We start from the raw sequence: 16,883 nt of genomic DNA on the forward strand, positions 1-16,883 counted from the left end.
TAGAGCTTTTTTAAGACTTTGTATTTTTTGAATCAAAGTTTAAAAGACTAGAGCCCTCTAAATTAGAATTTGATAAATTGGCATCAATAAGAGAGGAATTATCAAAGACAGTATAACGTAAATCGGCTTTTTCAAGATTTGCCTTATTCAAATTAACGTTTACAAACTTTGCTCTACTTAATATTGAATTAGAAAAATTAGCATTTTCTAAATTCATATCCTTAAACTCAAAGTAAGAATAATTTACATCAAATTTTTTGCCCTGCGATATTTTCTCTTGCAGATCTTTAATTGAAGTTATGGCATTCTCTAGATTTGTAATTTTTGTCTGTCCTTGATTGTCAATCAAAATTGAATTATCAAATTTGCAATCTGTTAAATGAATATCAGCAATTGAACTTTTATATATGCTTGAAGAGAGGAAAGACATATCACTTATTGTCGAATCACTCAAATTGCTAAGAAAAAAACTAGTCTTTCTAAAGGTATTATCATAAAACACGGAGGATTTGAAATCACTTTCAATAAAGTTTGAATTAGTGACTTTTGACTTAGACCAGCTCGAATTATCAGCTAATAATTTGAAGAATATTGAATTTTCTATCTCACTCGAATCCATATTATGGTGGGAAAGAGTACTATTATAAATTTGAGAGTCTTTAATTTTTGTCTTATACATTGAAGTTGTGGAAAGATCTGAATCTTCTATTTTTGCAGAGGTAAACAATGAATGGTCAAAGAACGAACCATTCATGTCAGAATTCACAACTTTAGTATTATGAAACTTTCCGTGACAAATGTTAGCATCATAGGCGTTAACTTTATACAATTCACTAAAACTAAAATCAATATTAGATAAGTCAGCATCCTGAAGGTCTGCTTCGAAAACATATGCATGTTTTATCTTGGAACCATTTAGTATAGATTTAATGAAGTTTGAATTATCCCCTTTCACATAGGAAATTTGTGAATTGCTTAAATTGGCTTTTTCGAAATTACTGTTGACTATAATGGAAGAATTAAAATAGGCGTTTGAAAGATTGCTACCTGTAAAATCCGATTTTTTTATTTCTGCACCATATATGTTAGCATTTTTTAATGAAGAAAATTGTACCTTGAGCTTATGTGCATCCACTCCAAAGAAACTTGCGTTGTCGAAATTATTTTTCTGCATAACAGTGTCGTTTATTTCACTATCACTAAAATTGATGTAGCTGGCACTTGAGTTTGATAAATTGGAGAAATTCATTTTTACATTCAAAAACTTGGTATGCAAACCAATTATATTACGCATACTTACTTTGTTGAGATTAGAATTGATAAAATCAGCATAACTGATATTAGACTGATCAAATATGATATCTGTTAAATTTGTAGAAGCAAATTTTGAAAAACTTAAATTTGTGCCTTTTATTTTAACGCCATGTAAATTAGCATTGGAAAAATTGGCACCACGTAAATCAACATCGATAAAAGACACATCTGATAAATCGGTGTTAGAAAAATCGGCACCAATTAAACTTACTCCATCAAAAATAGATTTGCTTAAATACAATTGACTAAAATTAGCACCATTTAAATTAGGACCAAAACCTTTCTTAAAATCTTGTGGTATGCTGGCTTTATTACACTGTACTAAAAATTTAGCAAAATCTTTTGTATTGTAAGATACGTATTTTACATCATGCAGAGCGCTTAAAAAATCATTGATTGCATCATCTCCATAGCATAAATGACCAACTAAAATTAATATCAAAAGTCTAATTATCTTTTGCATCACACGTGTTTTCTTTTGTTTTTATAGCAAAGTTATACATCTCTGAGTTTTCTTGATTGTTTATTTCTTTATCCTCTAAAAGGTATGGAATCATTTCGGCAATTGCGTTTATTATGTTGATCTGATTCCTTTCGATTGCTATTTCAATAGGGGACTTAAAATTATTATCAACTACTCTAGGATCAGCACCTTGTAATAAGAGAAAGCGAACTGTGTCTATTTCACCTTGTTTCACTGCATAAATTAGAGGAGTATCACCCAATTTATTTCTAAATCTTAGTATTTCTTGAATTGTTAATCCAATTTTTTCTAGCTTATTTATTACTCCTCTTAGACAAATTAAGTTGCCCTTCTTGATGCAGTAAAAAAATTGCTTACTGTAATCATCAGTAAATATAGTTTTAGGAAGGTGCTCATTTAGGCTATCATATTGTCTTTTATATATAGACTTGCTTTTATGTTTTTTTATTTCTTTGTTTAGCTTTGTCCATTTTTCGCTTTCTTCATTTTCTTTTTTCACAGGTGTTATATTGTCAGGCTGTTCTTCTTTCTTTTTCTCTGTTAATTGGCTTGTTGAAAGTTCGGTGTCTTTTTTGCTAATCTCCTCTTCAGGCTGTAGGTTTGTTTGATTATTGTGACTGATTTTCTTCTCTTCAGGTTCTTCTTTTTTTTCTTCTGATAAAGGACTTGTTAGAGCTTTGGTATCTTTTATATTAGTCTCCTCTTCAGACTGTAGGTTTGTTTGATTACTTGAAGGTACTTCTTCATTGATTACATTTTGGGTTGTGCTTTCTTTTGGCTCGCTGGAAGGTACTTCGACTACATTTGTTGAGTCTGTGCTTTCTTTGAGTTCGCTCAGAAGCGGAGAAGTTTTTTCAGCATCAGTGTTGCTTTTCGATACGTCTTCTTGATTTATACTGCTTTCATTTTTATTTTCTTCAGGCTGTTCTGCAGCAAGCAGGTTAGATATAACAATTAATAGTATGAAGAATGCTTTATATTTCATAAACATTGCAAATATAGGCTTAATTAAAATGATACTATAATCAAATGATTAATCTACAGTAAAAAGTGCTTTAGTTATTGTACAAGTATGATTATGTAAAAATTTATTTTTCTCTTTTATCTAGGTTTTATCTGAAATTGCCATTCGAGTAGCTGACATACAACTGTACGGACATTAAAGAAATCAGTATACAGCTGTATGAACATTGTGGTAATTTGCGTACTAAACGGTGTCATCTAAGTAGCTGACACTGGTTTCCATCATCATTAGAAACGTTATATTTTAGCATAACTTTTAACTCACAAATTTAACTGGATGCCAGTGCTGGCTACTTTTATGACATCTATCATTTTATGTTTATAGTATTTTTTGCAAATAAACGTTCGTAGTTGTAAATTAAATGCAAAAAAATACTTGACACATTTGGTAAGTTGATTATTATCAGTAAAAATGAGGGTATTTTAGAGCTCGAAATCCACCTTATTCAAGTCTGTAGACTTTTCAATTAATTTCTCAATAAAAAATATAGCACAGTCTACTTCAGTGCGTACACGTACGCTTAATTTCTGTCATAAGGTGTGTTATATTTTTCTAAATCTTTTCTTTATAGGAGGGTCATTATGTCTAAAATTCCTTAAACATTAATTTTTAACTTAAACATTTATTAAATAGTGCAGTACTGCCTTACGCGTTGCTAATCCAAACTTTACTTGCTGTAAAATAATACAATCTGCTATATCATTGCTAGTTTCGATACCTCTATTTATTGGTCCTGGGTGCATAACAATTGCATCTGGTTTTGCGTGCGATAGTTTTTGTGCATCAAGTCCATACAAGTGAAAATATTCTTTTTCTGAATAATTATTATTCATGCGCTCTTTTTGCAATCTTAAAAGCATAATTACGTCAGCATCCTTTATACCTTCGATTAATGAATAATGAATTGAATCTACTTCAGGAAAATGCTTACAAATCAAAGCTGGTGGTGCAACTAAGCTTATTTTTGCTCCAAACATTTTTAGCAATCTTATATTTGATCTTGCAACTCTACTGTGCAAAATATCTCCACATATCACAATTTTGAGGTTTTTTATTTGCTTTTTATGACTGATAATTACGAGATAATCTGCAAGAGCTTGAGTTGGGTGTTCACTGCTTCCATCGCCTGCGTTGATTAGCGAGCAGTTGACATGCTTTGCCAATGTATTAATAATACCACTACTTTTATGCCTGATTATCATATAGTCAGGATTCATTGCATTTAATGTTTTTATCATATCTTTTAGATCTTCTCCCTTATTAATAGAAGAAGATTTTATTGGCAAAGTTACAACATTTGCTCCAAGGCTTTTTGCTGCTATTTCAAAAGATGCGAGCGTACGTGTTGAATCTTCAAAGAATAGGTTTATGACTATTTTATTTTTCAGAACATGACTATTTTCAACTTTTTCTTCAAGGTATTGGTTGGCTAATTTAGTTATATTTTCTACATCACCGATTGTGAGGTCTGAGATATTTAATAAATTCCTTCTCTTGTCCATAGCTCCTTTTTTGAGCTTATTCTACTTTCTTAATTTCAATTACACAACTGTAAAGTAAAGTAGAAGGAAGCTATAAAATTTTATTTCCACTTACATTCATCTGCTATCATAACAGCCTCAAAGAGATGCTTCTCAAGCTCACTTATAGGCAGAGTACTTTGTAGGTAATTTCCCCAAGATTTTAACACATCAGAAGTTTCAATACCTTCAACAATAGGATATTCTTGATTTTTTTTAGCATATAGCTCTTGAGCCTGTTTGCTTACAAAAAACTCCAATAAAGCTATGGCATTTTCTCTGTGTTTTGCGTTTTTTGTTACTGCTGCGCCACTAATATTCACCATTACACCATCACTCGGAAAGAAAGCTCCTAACTTTTCTGTGATATTCTTTTTATTTTCTGATGAAAGGATTCTTGCAAAGTAGTAGCTATTTACTATTGCAATATCTCCTTCACCAGCGGCTACAGCATAAATTTGATCTGTGTCACCACCGCTTGGTTTTCTTGCCATGTTGCTTACAATTCCACTCACCCATTCTTTTGTTTTTTCAAAACCATTTTTTGCAATCATAAAAGCGATCAATGATCGGTTATATGGACTTGTGGAAGAGCGTACTAATATTTTCCCTTTCCATTTTTCATTCGCTAAATCTTCATAGGTACTTAATTCCTTAGGATCTACTGATTCTTTATTGTAAACCAATATTCTAGCTCTTTTTGTGAGACCAAACCAATAATCTTCATTATCTCTAAATTTTGCAGGTATGGCATTTTTTAGAGTCTCTGAATCCACTTGAGATAAGAGCCCTCTTTTTTTGGCTAAAATCAAATTCACTGCATCTGCAGTTAAAAACAAATCAGCTTCACCGCCATTTTCCATACGTGAAAGCAATTGGGAATAATCGTCAATGATATAACGTACCTTGATGCCAGTGGTTTTTGTAAAATCATCAAACAAACTATGTACTAATTCTTCTTTACGAGATGAATAAACGTTTACTACTTGTGAATCATCAATTCCGCTATTTTTATATAAAAAATTAACGACTATCAATAAAGCCGCTACTAAAGATATAAATATTAAACCTTTTTTCATAAACAAACCCCTTCCTTGTCATCATCTCAAGCTATCAAAATAGCAAGGTTTTAGCAAGTGTAAAAATTCCAATCAATGGACATTGTAGGAGATTTATTTCATTCACCTATACTATAGATAGCATCCTTATCATTGTGAGTTTTAACTATAACCTGCTCAAGCGTTAAACTGATGCATTTAGCGTCTTTGTTATGATTTTCTCCAAGAACATTTGTTCTTTCTCGCTTTATTTCCTCAATGAATTTCCGATTAACATTTTTAGGATCAATCTTTTCTTCAGAATATACAAGATTAGTGCAATTTGTTTTTCTATAGTAATGCACGCCAAGATATACAGCTAGTAATACAAATATACCTAAGCCTGTAAGTGGTAATAATCTTATATTATTGGTCAAAGGGTTTTGGTAAAATTTTTGTATATTATTAACACCACCTTCTGCATAAAGCAATAAAGGGAGCGCTATATTTGCAGCAACTACACCAGTTAATAATGCAGTAAATAGTGGCCTATTATTAATTACGGACTCTATTTTATTAGTTTTACTGATTACTTTTTCATCAATATTGACGAAGCCTTTTTTAGATTCCCAAGCATTAAATACAAAATTTGAATGAGTGCCATTGCTATATTTCAGTCTTACAGACTTTATAACTTTACCTTCTGGCTGGTCCATCAAAACATTATCTAAAACTTTATCTGCATTTTTTACTTGAGTTTTATATTCTTTGGTATTTACAAACTGTTTTATTCCAAGAAATATTGGACTAATTGTGAGCAATGAAGCAACTGCAATAACTGGTATAATAGTATAGAGTGGGCTATTTGCAAAAAACGCAATAAATTTTGCTTTATCTTGTAAATATACTAAAGCTGTAGATGTGCCAAGCACGATAGCGGCCGCACCAAAAATTACAACGCCTTTCTGCTGCATGGCATACTGCGCTTTGGGCCAGAATCTGTTTTTTTGCGGTTTAAGTTTACTATTTGTAGACAAAGAATTTTCAGAGCCGTCTGTCTTATATGATGGCGGAAGACTTGGGGGTGTATCGCTATGCTGACTGAGCTCTTCAAGAAGATTTTTCTCACTTTCATCCCTATCCCAAGGTTCGTCAAATACTGTTTCTTGAGAAGGTGATCTGCTTAGAGTTGGATGTTGACTATCTGTTTGATTATCAGGACTCTTTTTGGGAGTTTTTTTACTTTTATCTATAACTGCATAAGCAGGTTTTTCTGATTTACCTCGAACTGACTCACTTGAAGTAGGTAAATCCAATTCAGTATAATGAGTTGGCTCATCTTTTCCTTGAGAAGAAGAGGGTAGTGGTATTTGAGTATCAAGATCAAATGAATTTCCATCTCGTAAAGCTCGATGTTTTGGCGGAACAGTAGGTGGTGTTTCATCAAGTTGTGAAGCTTGATTAGTTGGTAGAATAGGTGATGGCTTATTCGAGGTAGCTTCTCCTGCTTCTTCAAATGGATTTGTGTTTTTGCCATCTTGTTTTGGAGCACTTGTTCTGGGAGTTGGTGTTGGTGAAGTTGCTGCACTATTTTCACTCACCGTTGTATGAGAAACCAGTGTGACGTTATCTTTATTTCCTGATCCAGGCATATTCGCTCCAAAATTAATTACAATGTTATGTTGATTACGCTATAGTTATTAAGATATAGTGAATACTAATTTAAGAATAAATATTAGTATAAGAACTGCTGATCAAAGATCCTTTCATTCAAAGGGCAATCTTTGTCAAAAAGTAGAGTGACTGTATTTTCGTGATCTTTCTGTATTTTTACCTGCGATATGTCGTGAAATTCCTTGTAATCTGATACTACAAGTGCTGGACGATTTTTCACATCATTGATATCAATTTGCACTATTGTATCATTTGAGATTAGCGCTCCATTCCAACGCCTTGGGTAGTAGCTATTAATGGAAGTCAGTGCAAGTAAATTTGAATTAAGTGGTAAGATTGGCCCACCGGCAGAGAAGTTATATGCAGTGCTACCTGTTGGGGTAGACAATATAATTCCATCTCCTCTGAATTTTTCTACTTTTAGCTTATCATTAATGGTAATATTCATCTCCACTATTTGATTTGCATTTCTAAAGACATACACTTCATTTACTGCGATGTAATGGTGTTTTTTGCCACTTATGTCTGTGGCTTCCATTTTTAGTAAAGTTAGCTGAGTAGGAACTGCATGTTCTATATGATCAATTAGATCTTCAAAGCATTTATTCATCAAAAATCCGACGTTACCGGTATTTATTCCATACACATGTATATCTTTATTTCCTATGACGTAGTTGTGTAGGGTGCGTAGCATAAAACCATCGCCACCAACAACTATCAGCAGATCAACTTCATGCTTACCTGCTTCTGCTATATTGATAAAATTGAGTTTCTGTAGTAGTTTAGATACTTCCTGAGACTTGGGTAGCGAAGAAGCAATATAGCCTACATTTTTATATTTATACATGTTAAATAAAGAGGGGAGGAACTAAAAAAGACTCCCGTATTTATCATTAAACTTAGCTATTTTACTATCCTTCTCCCCTGAACCGCTTGTCAAACTTCCAGTCCATGCAGGATGAGTAAGAGGATCTCTATCAAGCTTTATTCTTTGACCTTCTTTTCCATAAGTGGAATAAGTTTCAAACTCTTGACCATCTGTCATAACTATAGTAACTTTGTGATAATCGATTTCTGCCATTGTTCTTACAAATTTCTTACCAGCTAAGATTTTAGTGAATCTGGTTCATTTGGTCAATCATTATTGTGAAATATTGACAAAAAATAAATAAAGTAGTATTCTCAATGAAGAATGAAAAATTTTTTATGATTTTTGCTTTTCCTGGTCAGGGCTCCCAATTTGTAGGAATGGGAAAGAGCTTATATGATGAATTTTCAGTTGCAAGGAACGTATTTGATGAAGTAGATGACATATTGGGTAGAAAGCTGTCTCATTTGATTTTCAATGGCCCTATTGAGAAATTAACCATCACGGAAAACGCTCAGCCAGCTATAATGGCGGTGTCAATTGCAACGCTACGTGTTATGAAGCACGTATTTGGTGAATCTCTTTACAGCGTTCAGTATGTTTGTGGGCATTCAGTTGGCGAGTATACAGCGCTGTGTGCTGCAGGGGCATTGACGCTTGAGTCTGCAGTCAAATTGCTAAAAGTTCGTAGCGAAGCAATGCATGAAGCTTCACTAAAATGCAAAGGTGGAATGTTTGCTCTACTTGGAGCAGAAATAAGTGAAGTAGAAGGTATATTAAAATCAGCTCAAATTGATTGTGAAATTGCAAACGATAATGGTGGTGGGCAGGTAGTGGTGAGTGGTACTGCAGAGGCTCTTGAGGTCTTACCTGATTTATTCAAAAACTCAAGTGTCAAGAAAATGATAAAATTACAAGTTAGTGGGCCTTTTCATTCATCTTTTATGAAACCTGCTGATGAAAAACTTCTGGAATTTTTAAAAAGCATCAACATAACTCGCCCTTCGATTCCTTTTGTATCAAACGTTACAGCTAAGGAAGAAAGTGATCCAGAGATCATAAGAGCTTTGCTCGCTAAGCAAGTTGTAAGTAGAGTAAGATGGAGAGAGATGGTTTTATATATGACAAGCCATGGCACTAATAAGTTTGTTGAAGTTGGCCCTAACAAAGTTTTATCTAATCTAGTTAAAAGAATTGACCAATCTATCAGTGTGAAAAATATAGATAGTATTGGTGATATTAATAGCTTCTTTGATGAATCATTAGTACTAACAGCGAAAAATTTAAAAGTTGGGTTAAGAAGCATATCTATGTAATATCATTCAAGTAGCTAACACTAGTTCCTTTATGATGGTGTCATCCCAGTGCTTGGCACTGGGATGACACCGAATAGGCTACTTGAATAATACCGAAAGAGCTACTGGAACGACAAGGTGCTACTGAATGACACCTCTGGGCACTGCCGTCATAAATCTGCTACTTTCTCGTGACGCTGGAATCCAGGAGTCAAGAAGAATGGGATCCCAGCACTGGGATGACACTGAAGGGGCTACTGAAATAACACCGGGACTACTTTGAGTGACACCCTTACGATGTTTCAAACTACAACAGTTGTGAATAGAGAGTAATGCGAAAAATTATACAATCAACGAACTACCTGTCATTTCATTTGGCTTTTTGAGTCCAAGTAGCTGTAAAATAGTAGGAGCAATATCAGATAATTTTCCATCTCTTAGTTTTAAATTGTCACAAGATATAATAAATGGCACTTTATTTAAAGTGTGAGCTGTGTGAGGTGTATTATTTTCTTCATCGAACATACATTCCACATTACCATGGTCTGCTGTAATAATGAGTGCGGTGTTACCAACTTCTTCAGCAGCACTCAGAACTTTTGCAAGGCAATCGTCTACAGCAAGTACTGCTTTCTCAGCTGCTTTTATATCACCTGTGTGTCCTACCATATCAGGATTAGCATAGTTTACAACTATCAGCGCAAATTCTTGAGAATGAATTTTTTTTACAAGCTCTTCTGTGAGCTCAAAGGCTGACATTTCAGGCTGCAGGTCATAAGTTTTAACTTTTGGTGAAGGAATGAGTATTCTTTCTTCACCAGAAAAAGGTTCTTCTCTTCCACAATTAAAAAAGAAAGTCACATGCGCATATTTCTCAGTTTCTGCAATGCGCAGTTGCCGTAATTTATTGTCTTCTATTATCTGTCCCAAAGTGTTGGCAAAAGATTCAGGAGGAAAGAGATAAGGGATTTTTAAATTCGCTTTATATTGCATCATACTTAAAATTGAAGAGAATTTTGCCACTTCAGTATAGCCTTCTTTACCAAGACAAATACTTGCCAATTGTATCATTCGATCAGCACGAAAGTTAGCCAATAGCAATCCATCTTCTGGTTTTATACCTTGATAATCTCCTATTATTGCGGGCCTGATAAATTCATCGGTTATATTATTTTGATAATTTTCATCAATAAGCGATACTGCATCATCATAACGAGGCGCCTTTGCAAATGCGATGGCTTCATAAGCTTCAATTGTTCTTTCCCACCTATTATCACGGTCCATAGCATAATAACGCCCAGAGACAGTGGCGATTCTTATATCATTTTCCTTTATGCTTTCTGTAAATTCTTGAATGCATCTTTTCCCTGAATTTAGCAGTGTGTCTCTGCCATCTAAAAATGCGTGTATTACAACTTTAATTCCGCGCTGTGATATCTTGTTTGCTAAAGCTGAAATGTGCTTTTGATGCGAATGAACACCGCCATCTGATATCAATCCCATTATATGGCATATGCCATTCTTACTTTTTAGATCATTAATAAAATTCTGTAGATTTGCATTATTTTCTATCGTTTCGATTGCTTGATTAATACGCTGAAGGCTTTGCATTACCACTCTACCGCTACCAATATTCATGTGACCAACTTCTGAATTGCCTATTTGGCCTTCTGGTAATCCAACATCAGTTCCACAGGCAGATAAACTGCACTTTGGATAATTAGAGCTAATATGTTGCCAACAAGGTGGATTTGAATTGCTAATAGCATTGTATTTACTATTTTCTATTCCATTACCCCAGCCATCTAGTATACATAAAACGACTGATTTAAAGTTCATATAAAAGTTAACATCGAAACCCTCAATGGTACCAAAAACAAACTCTTCTCACAACTTTTGTGTTAAAATAAGAGATAGAAAAAGCTGCTTGGAGGCAATGGTATATGAAGTTTTTCATAAAATATTTTATTAAAGTGATTGACAGTTGCTGAAGTGTTTACTAAAACACTTGCATAGCTTTAATAGTGAGGTCAAATGAGTTATAGTCAATATGTAAAGGATAATACTTTAGCAACATCAGGTGCTATAATTAATGTTGATAGATTAGTAAACTTTTTAAAAAGCAATACAAACATTACAAGACTTATTTTACGATGTTCAAAAATTAATTATGAGGTTATAAAAGAATTAGCTCAGCTTTCTCATCTTACTTCACTTGATCTAAGTTGCAGTTATGTTGGTACAGAAGGTGCAAAGATTTTAGCAAGCGGGAATCTTATAAATCTTACTTCGCTTGATTTAGGAGGAAACGAAATTGGTGATGAAGGTGTAGAGGCTTTAGCCAGTGGAAATCTTACAAGTCTTACTGAGCTTAAATTATATGATAATAAAATTGGCGATAGGGGGGCAAAAGCTTTAGCAAGTGGAAACCTTAAAAAGCTTACTTTACTGAGTTTAGGATGGAATGAAATCAGTAATGAAGGTGCAGAGGCTTTAGCAAGTGGAAATCTTAAAAATCTTATTACACTTAAAGTATATGATAACAGCATTAATTACAGAGATGTACAGACTTTGGCGAGTGGAAATTTGGTGCGTCTTACTTCGCTCATTTACAATTATTGCAGTATTGATGAAACCATACGCGTCAAGTTAAGGAAATAAAGGTATGAAAGAGATAGAATAATAAGGTATAAGTTCTCCCAGATATACTTTTAGTGAGAGAACCAATGAATAAAATAACTAGCTTATCAAAAAAGCTCAAAGAATTTTTTAATGAAAAAGCAGAGAAAATCTCAATTACAACAAGGTTTATAAAAAGAAAGAGAAAGCTAAAAGGTTCATCATTCGTAAAAGCCATGGTCTTGGGTAATATAGGAGTTGATAATTGTAGCGTAGAAACAATGTGTCAATTACTAAACGAGGACTCGATAGATATAACAAAACAAGGTTTGGATTTTAGATTTACTGAAGAAGCAGTGGAATTTATGAAAAGGATGTATAATGAATCTGTGATTCTCTTTAAAAATATCTTGCAAGTTGATTGCAAAATCTTACAGCAATTTAATAGTGTTAAATTATTGGACAGTAGCTATATTACTCTACCTAACAGTATGGAAGAGATGTATAAAGGTTATGGTACTAGCTACAGTGGCTATGAAAGCAATACTAAGTATGGAATAAAGTTACAATTAGTTTTCGACTACATGAATCAGATAATAGACCAACTTAATTTAACGGAGGGGGTAAGATCAGACCAGGGATATAGGAAACATTTAAGTAATATATTAAGCAATGATTTGCTAATATCTGATCTCGGTTATTTTGTGCCAAGTTCTTTTAAACAAATCAATGAAATAGGAGCTTATTTCATAAGTCGTTATAAATCCGATACCAACATATATGATGTAGAAACAAATCAAAAAATGGAGTTATTAGAATGTTTAGAGGATAAGTTATTTTTAGAAAACGAGGTATTGTTAGGAAAAGAAGCAAAAATTAGAGTAAGAATTATATGTCAGAAACTAACTGAAGAACAGTCTATGGCCAGAAGAAGGAAAGCTAATAGATTAGCAAGATCGCAGGGATATACATCCTCTAAAAGAAATCAAAAATTGTTGAACTGGTCAATATTTATAACTAATGTTCCAGAAAATAAAATTAGTGCTGAGCAAGTATTAACGATTTACAGAGTAAGGTGGCAAATTGAGTTATTATTTAAATTGTATAAAAGCCATATCAGGCTTGATAAGCTAAAAGGAAAGCCATGCAGAGTATTATGTGAACTATATGCTAAATTGTGCGCAATTCTTATATTTCACGGCATGGTTGGTTGCACAGAAGTGAAAAAGAATACAGAACTTAGCTTAACAAAGGCATTTATTGAGCTAAAAAGGCGGGTTAGAGAGTTATTTTTAGTATTAACCAAAATTAATAGTTTAAAAGCATTTCTTAAAAAACTCACTATAACTTGGTCGCGATTTTCATTAAAAGACAAACGTAGAAGGGCTAGAGTATCCACTTTAACCTCTCTAAATTTGCTCACAATCTCTTAACTTGACGCGTATGGTTCCTTCAAGTGACCCAAGCAGTGCAAGTACTGCTATATTCTATTCAATATCAAACACTCAAACTGGTTTATCTGGAATTAGCCTCGGTAACTTTTTAATAAAGAGAGTCGTAGAAAAACTATCGCAAGAATTTAAAAGCGTAAAAGTGTATGCAACTCTTTCTCCAGTTCCTGGATTTACAAAATGGCTAAAAAATCAAGACGTAGCTTTATTAGGTAAGCTTAATATAAAACAATCAGGTACAGAAATTTTAGAAAGCATAAAAACTAACATTGAATGCGAAAAACAGTCCCTACTGAAACTTTGTGCACACTATTTGCTAAAGGTTAAAAGCAGTGGTGGAGGTGCTTATGATCCAGTAGCACACTTTCATTTAAGCAATGGTGCATCAATCAAACAAATCAACTGGATGGCTGATACTTCTGAAAAAGGCATTAGTCAGTCAGCCGGAATAATGGTGAATTATCTGTATGAGCTGCCTAAAATAGATAACAATCATGAGAATTATATGATTAATAAAGTGATTTCTCATTCAAAAAAAGTGTCAGCTATGTTAAAGGAATAATAGGAAGTGCGCAAGCATATAGAAAGTGCTAACATTCCCTAATGTTTATGTATATAATATTGAATAGTTTTATGAGGTAAAATGTATGGTTTTGGAAAAGCTTCAAGATATCATAAAAGAACTAGATGAGTCAATACAGAGCAAGTCGATAGTAAAGTCGCCTGTATCTGATAATTTAGTTAATGATATTAAAGAAAGCCTGGAGCTAATTAAAAAACATCCTGATCAAGAGAAAAACATAAAAGAAAAGCTTATAGGAGCAGGTTTTATTGTTCAACACGAGTGTTGGGATAGCTTTAAACACTCTTTAGCTAATAATGAGCCTTTAAGTGACAAGTATGATGTTGTAGTAGCTTATGAAAATTTAAGTATAATAGTAGAAGCTTTAAAGTTGCTTAATAGTGTTAACCGGAGTGAAGAAGAACTTAATCAAATTACATCACTTCAGAAAAAAATGAAAGAAGAGTTAGAAAAAATGCAACAACAAAGTGCAGAAAGGCAAAAAGAATTAGAAAAGAAAATTGAAGAAAAGTTTAGAAAGTATATATAAAACGGCACTATTGATGCAGTATCAATTGAAAAATATGATAATTGTAGTTTGTGTGATGCAGTAATCAATCTAAAAGACAACAGTAAAAGCATAAATATTGAGATAAGCGAGTTTTTAAATAATGATTTTCGTAAAAAAAACAATATTCATGAAATTCGTATTTTAAATGGCGATCAAGAAGAAGTTGTCTGTGGCTTTGTAGATAAAAATGGAGTGAGGTGTTATAATTTAGGTACTGCAGCTCAATATGGAATAAAGTTTAATTGGTATATAGATGAAAGGGAATTTATCATTATATTAAGTGCTAATAGCGATGGCACTATTAAAATAGCAAGTGATAAGCCAGATGATAAAGATTTAGAAGAAAATAAAGATGTAAGAATTAAAGTTGGTAATGATTACCTAAGCCTTGCTGATGCAGTAAAAACATGCAAGCAGGAAAAGAATGAGGAAAGTAGCAAACTGAGTCAACCATCAACTACTGAATACTTCCGACCAGTACAGACGCCAGCTTAATGTTTTCAGCAAAAAGGAAGATAAGTAATTGCTCTTGTAATACTTAAAATGTAAAATAGATCTACTTAAATAAGTAGATCTATGAACAATATAAGAAATTTTGCAATAATAGCACATATAGATCATGGGAAGTCAACTCTTGCTGATCGTTTGATAGAAGAATGTAACGGTCTTGAGACAAGGGAAATGACCAATCAGGTACTTGACTCAATGGATATAGAGCGTGAACGCGGAATCACAATCAAAGCACAAACGGTAAGACTCAATTACACTGCAAATAATGGTAATAAATATTGCCTCAACCTCATGGACACACCAGGTCATGTTGACTTTTCATATGAAGTCAGCCGAAGCTTAGCTGCATGTGAAGGCTCACTTTTAGTGGTGGACAGCAGCCAAGGAGTTGAAGCTCAGACTCTGGCAAATGTGTACAAGGCAATTGACAATAATCATGAGATAATAGTTGTGCTTAATAAAGTCGATCTTCCTGCTGCAGATCCAGAAAGGATAAAGCTTCAGATTGAAGAAGTAATTGGTATTGATGCAAGTGAGTCAATTTTGATATCGGCAAAAACTGGTCTTGGGATAAAGGATGTACTTGAAGCTATAGTGACAAAACTTCCCGCTCCTCAAGGTGATACAAATGCTCCACTGCAAGCAATTTTAGTTGATAGTTGGTATGATCCTTACCTAGGAGTAGTAATTTTAGTGCGAGTTAAAAATGGAGTACTAAAAAAAGGCATGAGAATCGTTATGATGTCTAATAATGCTACATATCAGGTCGATAATATCGGTATTTTCACTCCTAAAAAAGTTATGACTGGTGAACTTTCAGCAGGTGAAGTTGGTTTTATAACTGCTTCAATGAAAGAAGTAGCAGACTGCAAAGTAGGAGACACTATTACTGAAGAGAAAAGGCCGTGCAGCAAGGCATTACCTGGCTTTAAAGAAGTACATCCTGTAGTATTTTGCAGTATTTTTCCCAATAACACAGATGATTTTAAATATTTAAGGGAAGCACTAGAAAAATTACATTTAAATGATGCTAGTTTTACATTTGATGCTGAAACGTCAAATGCCCTAGGTTATGGATTTCGTTGCGGTTTCTTAGGAATGCTACATCTTGAAGTCATTCAAGAAAGACTCGAAAGAGAATTTGATTTAGATCTAACAGCAACTGCACCGAGTGTTATATATAAAGTTGCAACACAAAATGGTAAAGTTTTAAATATCCATAACCCAAGCGATATGCCAGACCCTACAAAAATTGAAATAGTGGAAGAACCGTGGATCACTGCAACTATAATGGTACCTGATCAATATTTAGGAGAGATTCTATCTCTGTGTGAAGAGAGGAGAGGAGAACAGCAGGATTTATCTTATGTTGGTAATACGACAACAGCACTACTGAAGTATAAATTACCGCTGTCTGAGGTTGTTTTTGATTTTTACGATAGACTAAAATCAATTTCCAAGGGATATGCAAGTTTAGATTGGGAAATATCCGATTATCAGGAAAGTCAGATAGATAAATTAAGTTTTTTAGTTAATGGAGAACCTGTGGATGCGTTAGCCTGCATTGTTCATAAAAGCAGGGCAGAAAAAAGAGGCCGTGAAATATGTGCACGTTTGAAAGACTTGATACCACGCCAGCAATATAAAATCGCGATTCAAGCGGCAGTAGGCGGAAAAATTATTGCTAGAGAAACGATTAACCCGTATAGAAAAGATGTAACAGCCAAGCTCTATGGTGGAGACGTCACACGAAGGATGAAGCTGCTTGAAAAGCAGAGGAAAGGTAAGAAAAGATTGCATTCTGTAGGAAACATAAACATCCCACAAAATGCTTTTATTGAGGCTTTGAAAATAAATGATTAATATATATCCAAAAACATAAATTTAAAGAACTAAGTGATATTTTCTCAATAAATTTACTGACATTGATATGGGTAAATTTGAAATAGCTATG

The 16,883-nt window shown here is 33.5% G+C and carries 14 protein-coding genes and 1 pseudogene; 7 read left to right on the plus strand and 8 right to left on the minus strand.

Annotated elements, in window-relative coordinates; genetic code table 11:
- Window positions 1-10 precede the first annotated feature (10 nt).
- From ABWU45_RS03965 to rpmE, 7 genes are all read right to left on the minus strand, one after another.
- Window positions 11-1,777: a pentapeptide repeat-containing protein gene (locus ABWU45_RS03965; RefSeq protein ID WP_353279075.1), complete on the minus strand. Its 1,767-nt coding sequence runs from the start codon at window positions 1,775-1,777 to the stop codon at window positions 11-13.
- Window positions 1,761-2,783, minus strand: coding sequence for an ankyrin repeat domain-containing protein (locus tag ABWU45_RS03970; protein WP_353279048.1), 1,023 nt, complete (start codon window positions 2,781-2,783; stop codon window positions 1,761-1,763). The genes ABWU45_RS03965 and ABWU45_RS03970 overlap by 17 nt, the downstream gene beginning before the upstream one ends.
- Window positions 2,784-3,436: 653 nt before the next feature.
- Complete coding sequence (locus tag ABWU45_RS03975; protein ID WP_353279049.1) at window positions 3,437-4,324, minus strand: aspartate carbamoyltransferase catalytic subunit; 888 nt, start codon at window positions 4,322-4,324, stop codon at window positions 3,437-3,439.
- Window positions 4,325-4,404: 80 nt separating this feature from the next.
- Complete coding sequence (locus ABWU45_RS03980; protein WP_353279050.1) at window positions 4,405-5,421, minus strand: extracellular solute-binding protein; 1,017 nt, start codon at window positions 5,419-5,421, stop codon at window positions 4,405-4,407.
- 98 nt (window positions 5,422-5,519) lie between these two features.
- Complete coding sequence (locus ABWU45_RS03985; RefSeq protein WP_353279051.1) at window positions 5,520-7,031, minus strand: hypothetical protein; 1,512 nt, start codon at window positions 7,029-7,031, stop codon at window positions 5,520-5,522.
- Between the two features lie 83 nt (window positions 7,032-7,114).
- The gene (locus ABWU45_RS03990; protein WP_010402806.1) at window positions 7,115-7,900 is read right to left on the minus strand and encodes an NAD kinase; all 786 of its coding nucleotides are present in this window, start codon (window positions 7,898-7,900) and stop codon (window positions 7,115-7,117) included.
- A 21-nt stretch (window positions 7,901-7,921) separates the two neighbouring features.
- On the minus strand, window positions 7,922-8,134 hold the full coding sequence (rpmE, locus tag ABWU45_RS03995; RefSeq protein WP_006013575.1) for a 50S ribosomal protein L31: 213 nt from the start codon (window positions 8,132-8,134) through the stop codon (window positions 7,922-7,924).
- Between the two features lie 125 nt (window positions 8,135-8,259).
- On the opposite strand from rpmE, the gene fabD reads away from it, so the two are divergent.
- Complete coding sequence (gene fabD, locus ABWU45_RS04000; RefSeq protein WP_353279077.1) at window positions 8,260-9,237, plus strand: ACP S-malonyltransferase; 978 nt, start codon at window positions 8,260-8,262, stop codon at window positions 9,235-9,237.
- Window positions 9,238-9,558: 321 nt separating this feature from the next.
- On the opposite strand, the gene gpmI is transcribed toward fabD, so the two are convergent.
- Window positions 9,559-11,055, minus strand: coding sequence for a 2,3-bisphosphoglycerate-independent phosphoglycerate mutase (gene gpmI / locus ABWU45_RS04005; protein WP_353279052.1), 1,497 nt, complete (start codon window positions 11,053-11,055; stop codon window positions 9,559-9,561).
- 195 nt (window positions 11,056-11,250) lie between these two features.
- On the opposite strand from gpmI, the gene ABWU45_RS04010 reads away from it, so the two are divergent.
- The 6 genes and pseudogenes from ABWU45_RS04010 (at window position 11,251) to lepA (ending at window position 16,792) form a co-directional block, all read left to right on the plus strand.
- Window positions 11,251-11,877 (plus strand): hypothetical protein, encoded by a 627-nt coding sequence (locus ABWU45_RS04010; protein ID WP_353279053.1) that lies wholly within the window; start codon window positions 11,251-11,253, stop codon window positions 11,875-11,877.
- A 65-nt stretch (window positions 11,878-11,942) separates the two neighbouring features.
- Window positions 11,943-13,268, plus strand: a complete 1,326-nt coding sequence (locus ABWU45_RS04015) for an IS4 family transposase (RefSeq protein WP_353279054.1) — start codon at window positions 11,943-11,945, stop codon at window positions 13,266-13,268.
- A 1-nt stretch (window position 13,269) separates the two neighbouring features.
- Window positions 13,270-13,848, plus strand: a pseudogene (locus tag ABWU45_RS04020) (malonyl-CoA decarboxylase domain-containing protein); the annotation flags it as partial.
- Between the two features lie 91 nt (window positions 13,849-13,939).
- Complete coding sequence (locus tag ABWU45_RS04025) at window positions 13,940-14,398, plus strand: hypothetical protein (protein WP_353279055.1); 459 nt, start codon at window positions 13,940-13,942, stop codon at window positions 14,396-14,398.
- 48 nt (window positions 14,399-14,446) lie between these two features.
- Window positions 14,447-14,914 carry a hypothetical protein gene (locus ABWU45_RS04030; protein WP_353279056.1) on the plus strand — a complete coding sequence of 156 codons (468 nt, stop codon included), beginning with the start codon at window positions 14,447-14,449 and terminating at the stop codon, window positions 14,912-14,914.
- An 81-nt stretch (window positions 14,915-14,995) separates the two neighbouring features.
- Window positions 14,996-16,792 carry a translation elongation factor 4 gene (gene lepA / locus ABWU45_RS04035; protein WP_353279057.1) on the plus strand — a complete coding sequence of 599 codons (1,797 nt, stop codon included), beginning with the start codon at window positions 14,996-14,998 and terminating at the stop codon, window positions 16,790-16,792.
- Window positions 16,793-16,883 lie beyond the last annotated feature (91 nt).

The sequence above is a fragment of the Wolbachia endosymbiont (group B) of Longitarsus flavicornis genome, from assembly GCF_964028135.1.
Taxonomy (GTDB): domain Bacteria; phylum Pseudomonadota; class Alphaproteobacteria; order Rickettsiales; family Anaplasmataceae; genus Wolbachia.

What these genes read in the sequence shown, in the direction of transcription:
- ABWU45_RS03965 (WP_353279075.1), bottom strand. Translation starts at nt 1,777, where the DNA reads ATGCAAAAGATAATTAGACTTTTGATATTAATTTTAGTTGGTCATTTA.
- ABWU45_RS03970 (WP_353279048.1), bottom strand. Translation starts at nt 2,783, where the DNA reads ATGAAATATAAAGCATTCTTCATACTATTAATTGTTATATCTAACCTG.
- ABWU45_RS03975 (WP_353279049.1), bottom strand. Translation starts at nt 4,324, where the DNA reads ATGGACAAGAGAAGGAATTTATTAAATATCTCAGACCTCACAATCGGT.
- ABWU45_RS03980 (WP_353279050.1), bottom strand. Translation starts at nt 5,421, where the DNA reads ATGAAAAAAGGTTTAATATTTATATCTTTAGTAGCGGCTTTATTGATA.
- ABWU45_RS03985 (WP_353279051.1), bottom strand. Translation starts at nt 7,031, where the DNA reads ATGCCTGGATCAGGAAATAAAGATAACGTCACACTGGTTTCTCATACA.
- ABWU45_RS03990 (WP_010402806.1), bottom strand. Translation starts at nt 7,900, where the DNA reads ATGTATAAATATAAAAATGTAGGCTATATTGCTTCTTCGCTACCCAAG.
- rpmE (WP_006013575.1), bottom strand. Translation starts at nt 8,134, where the DNA reads ATGGCAGAAATCGATTATCACAAAGTTACTATAGTTATGACAGATGGT.
- fabD (WP_353279077.1), top strand. Translation starts at nt 8,260, where the DNA reads ATGATTTTTGCTTTTCCTGGTCAGGGCTCCCAATTTGTAGGAATGGGA.
- gpmI (WP_353279052.1), bottom strand. Translation starts at nt 11,055, where the DNA reads ATGAACTTTAAATCAGTCGTTTTATGTATACTAGATGGCTGGGGTAAT.
- ABWU45_RS04010 (WP_353279053.1), top strand. Translation starts at nt 11,251, where the DNA reads ATGAGTTATAGTCAATATGTAAAGGATAATACTTTAGCAACATCAGGT.
- ABWU45_RS04015 (WP_353279054.1), top strand. Translation starts at nt 11,943, where the DNA reads ATGAATAAAATAACTAGCTTATCAAAAAAGCTCAAAGAATTTTTTAAT.
- lepA (WP_353279057.1), top strand. Translation starts at nt 14,996, where the DNA reads ATGAACAATATAAGAAATTTTGCAATAATAGCACATATAGATCATGGG.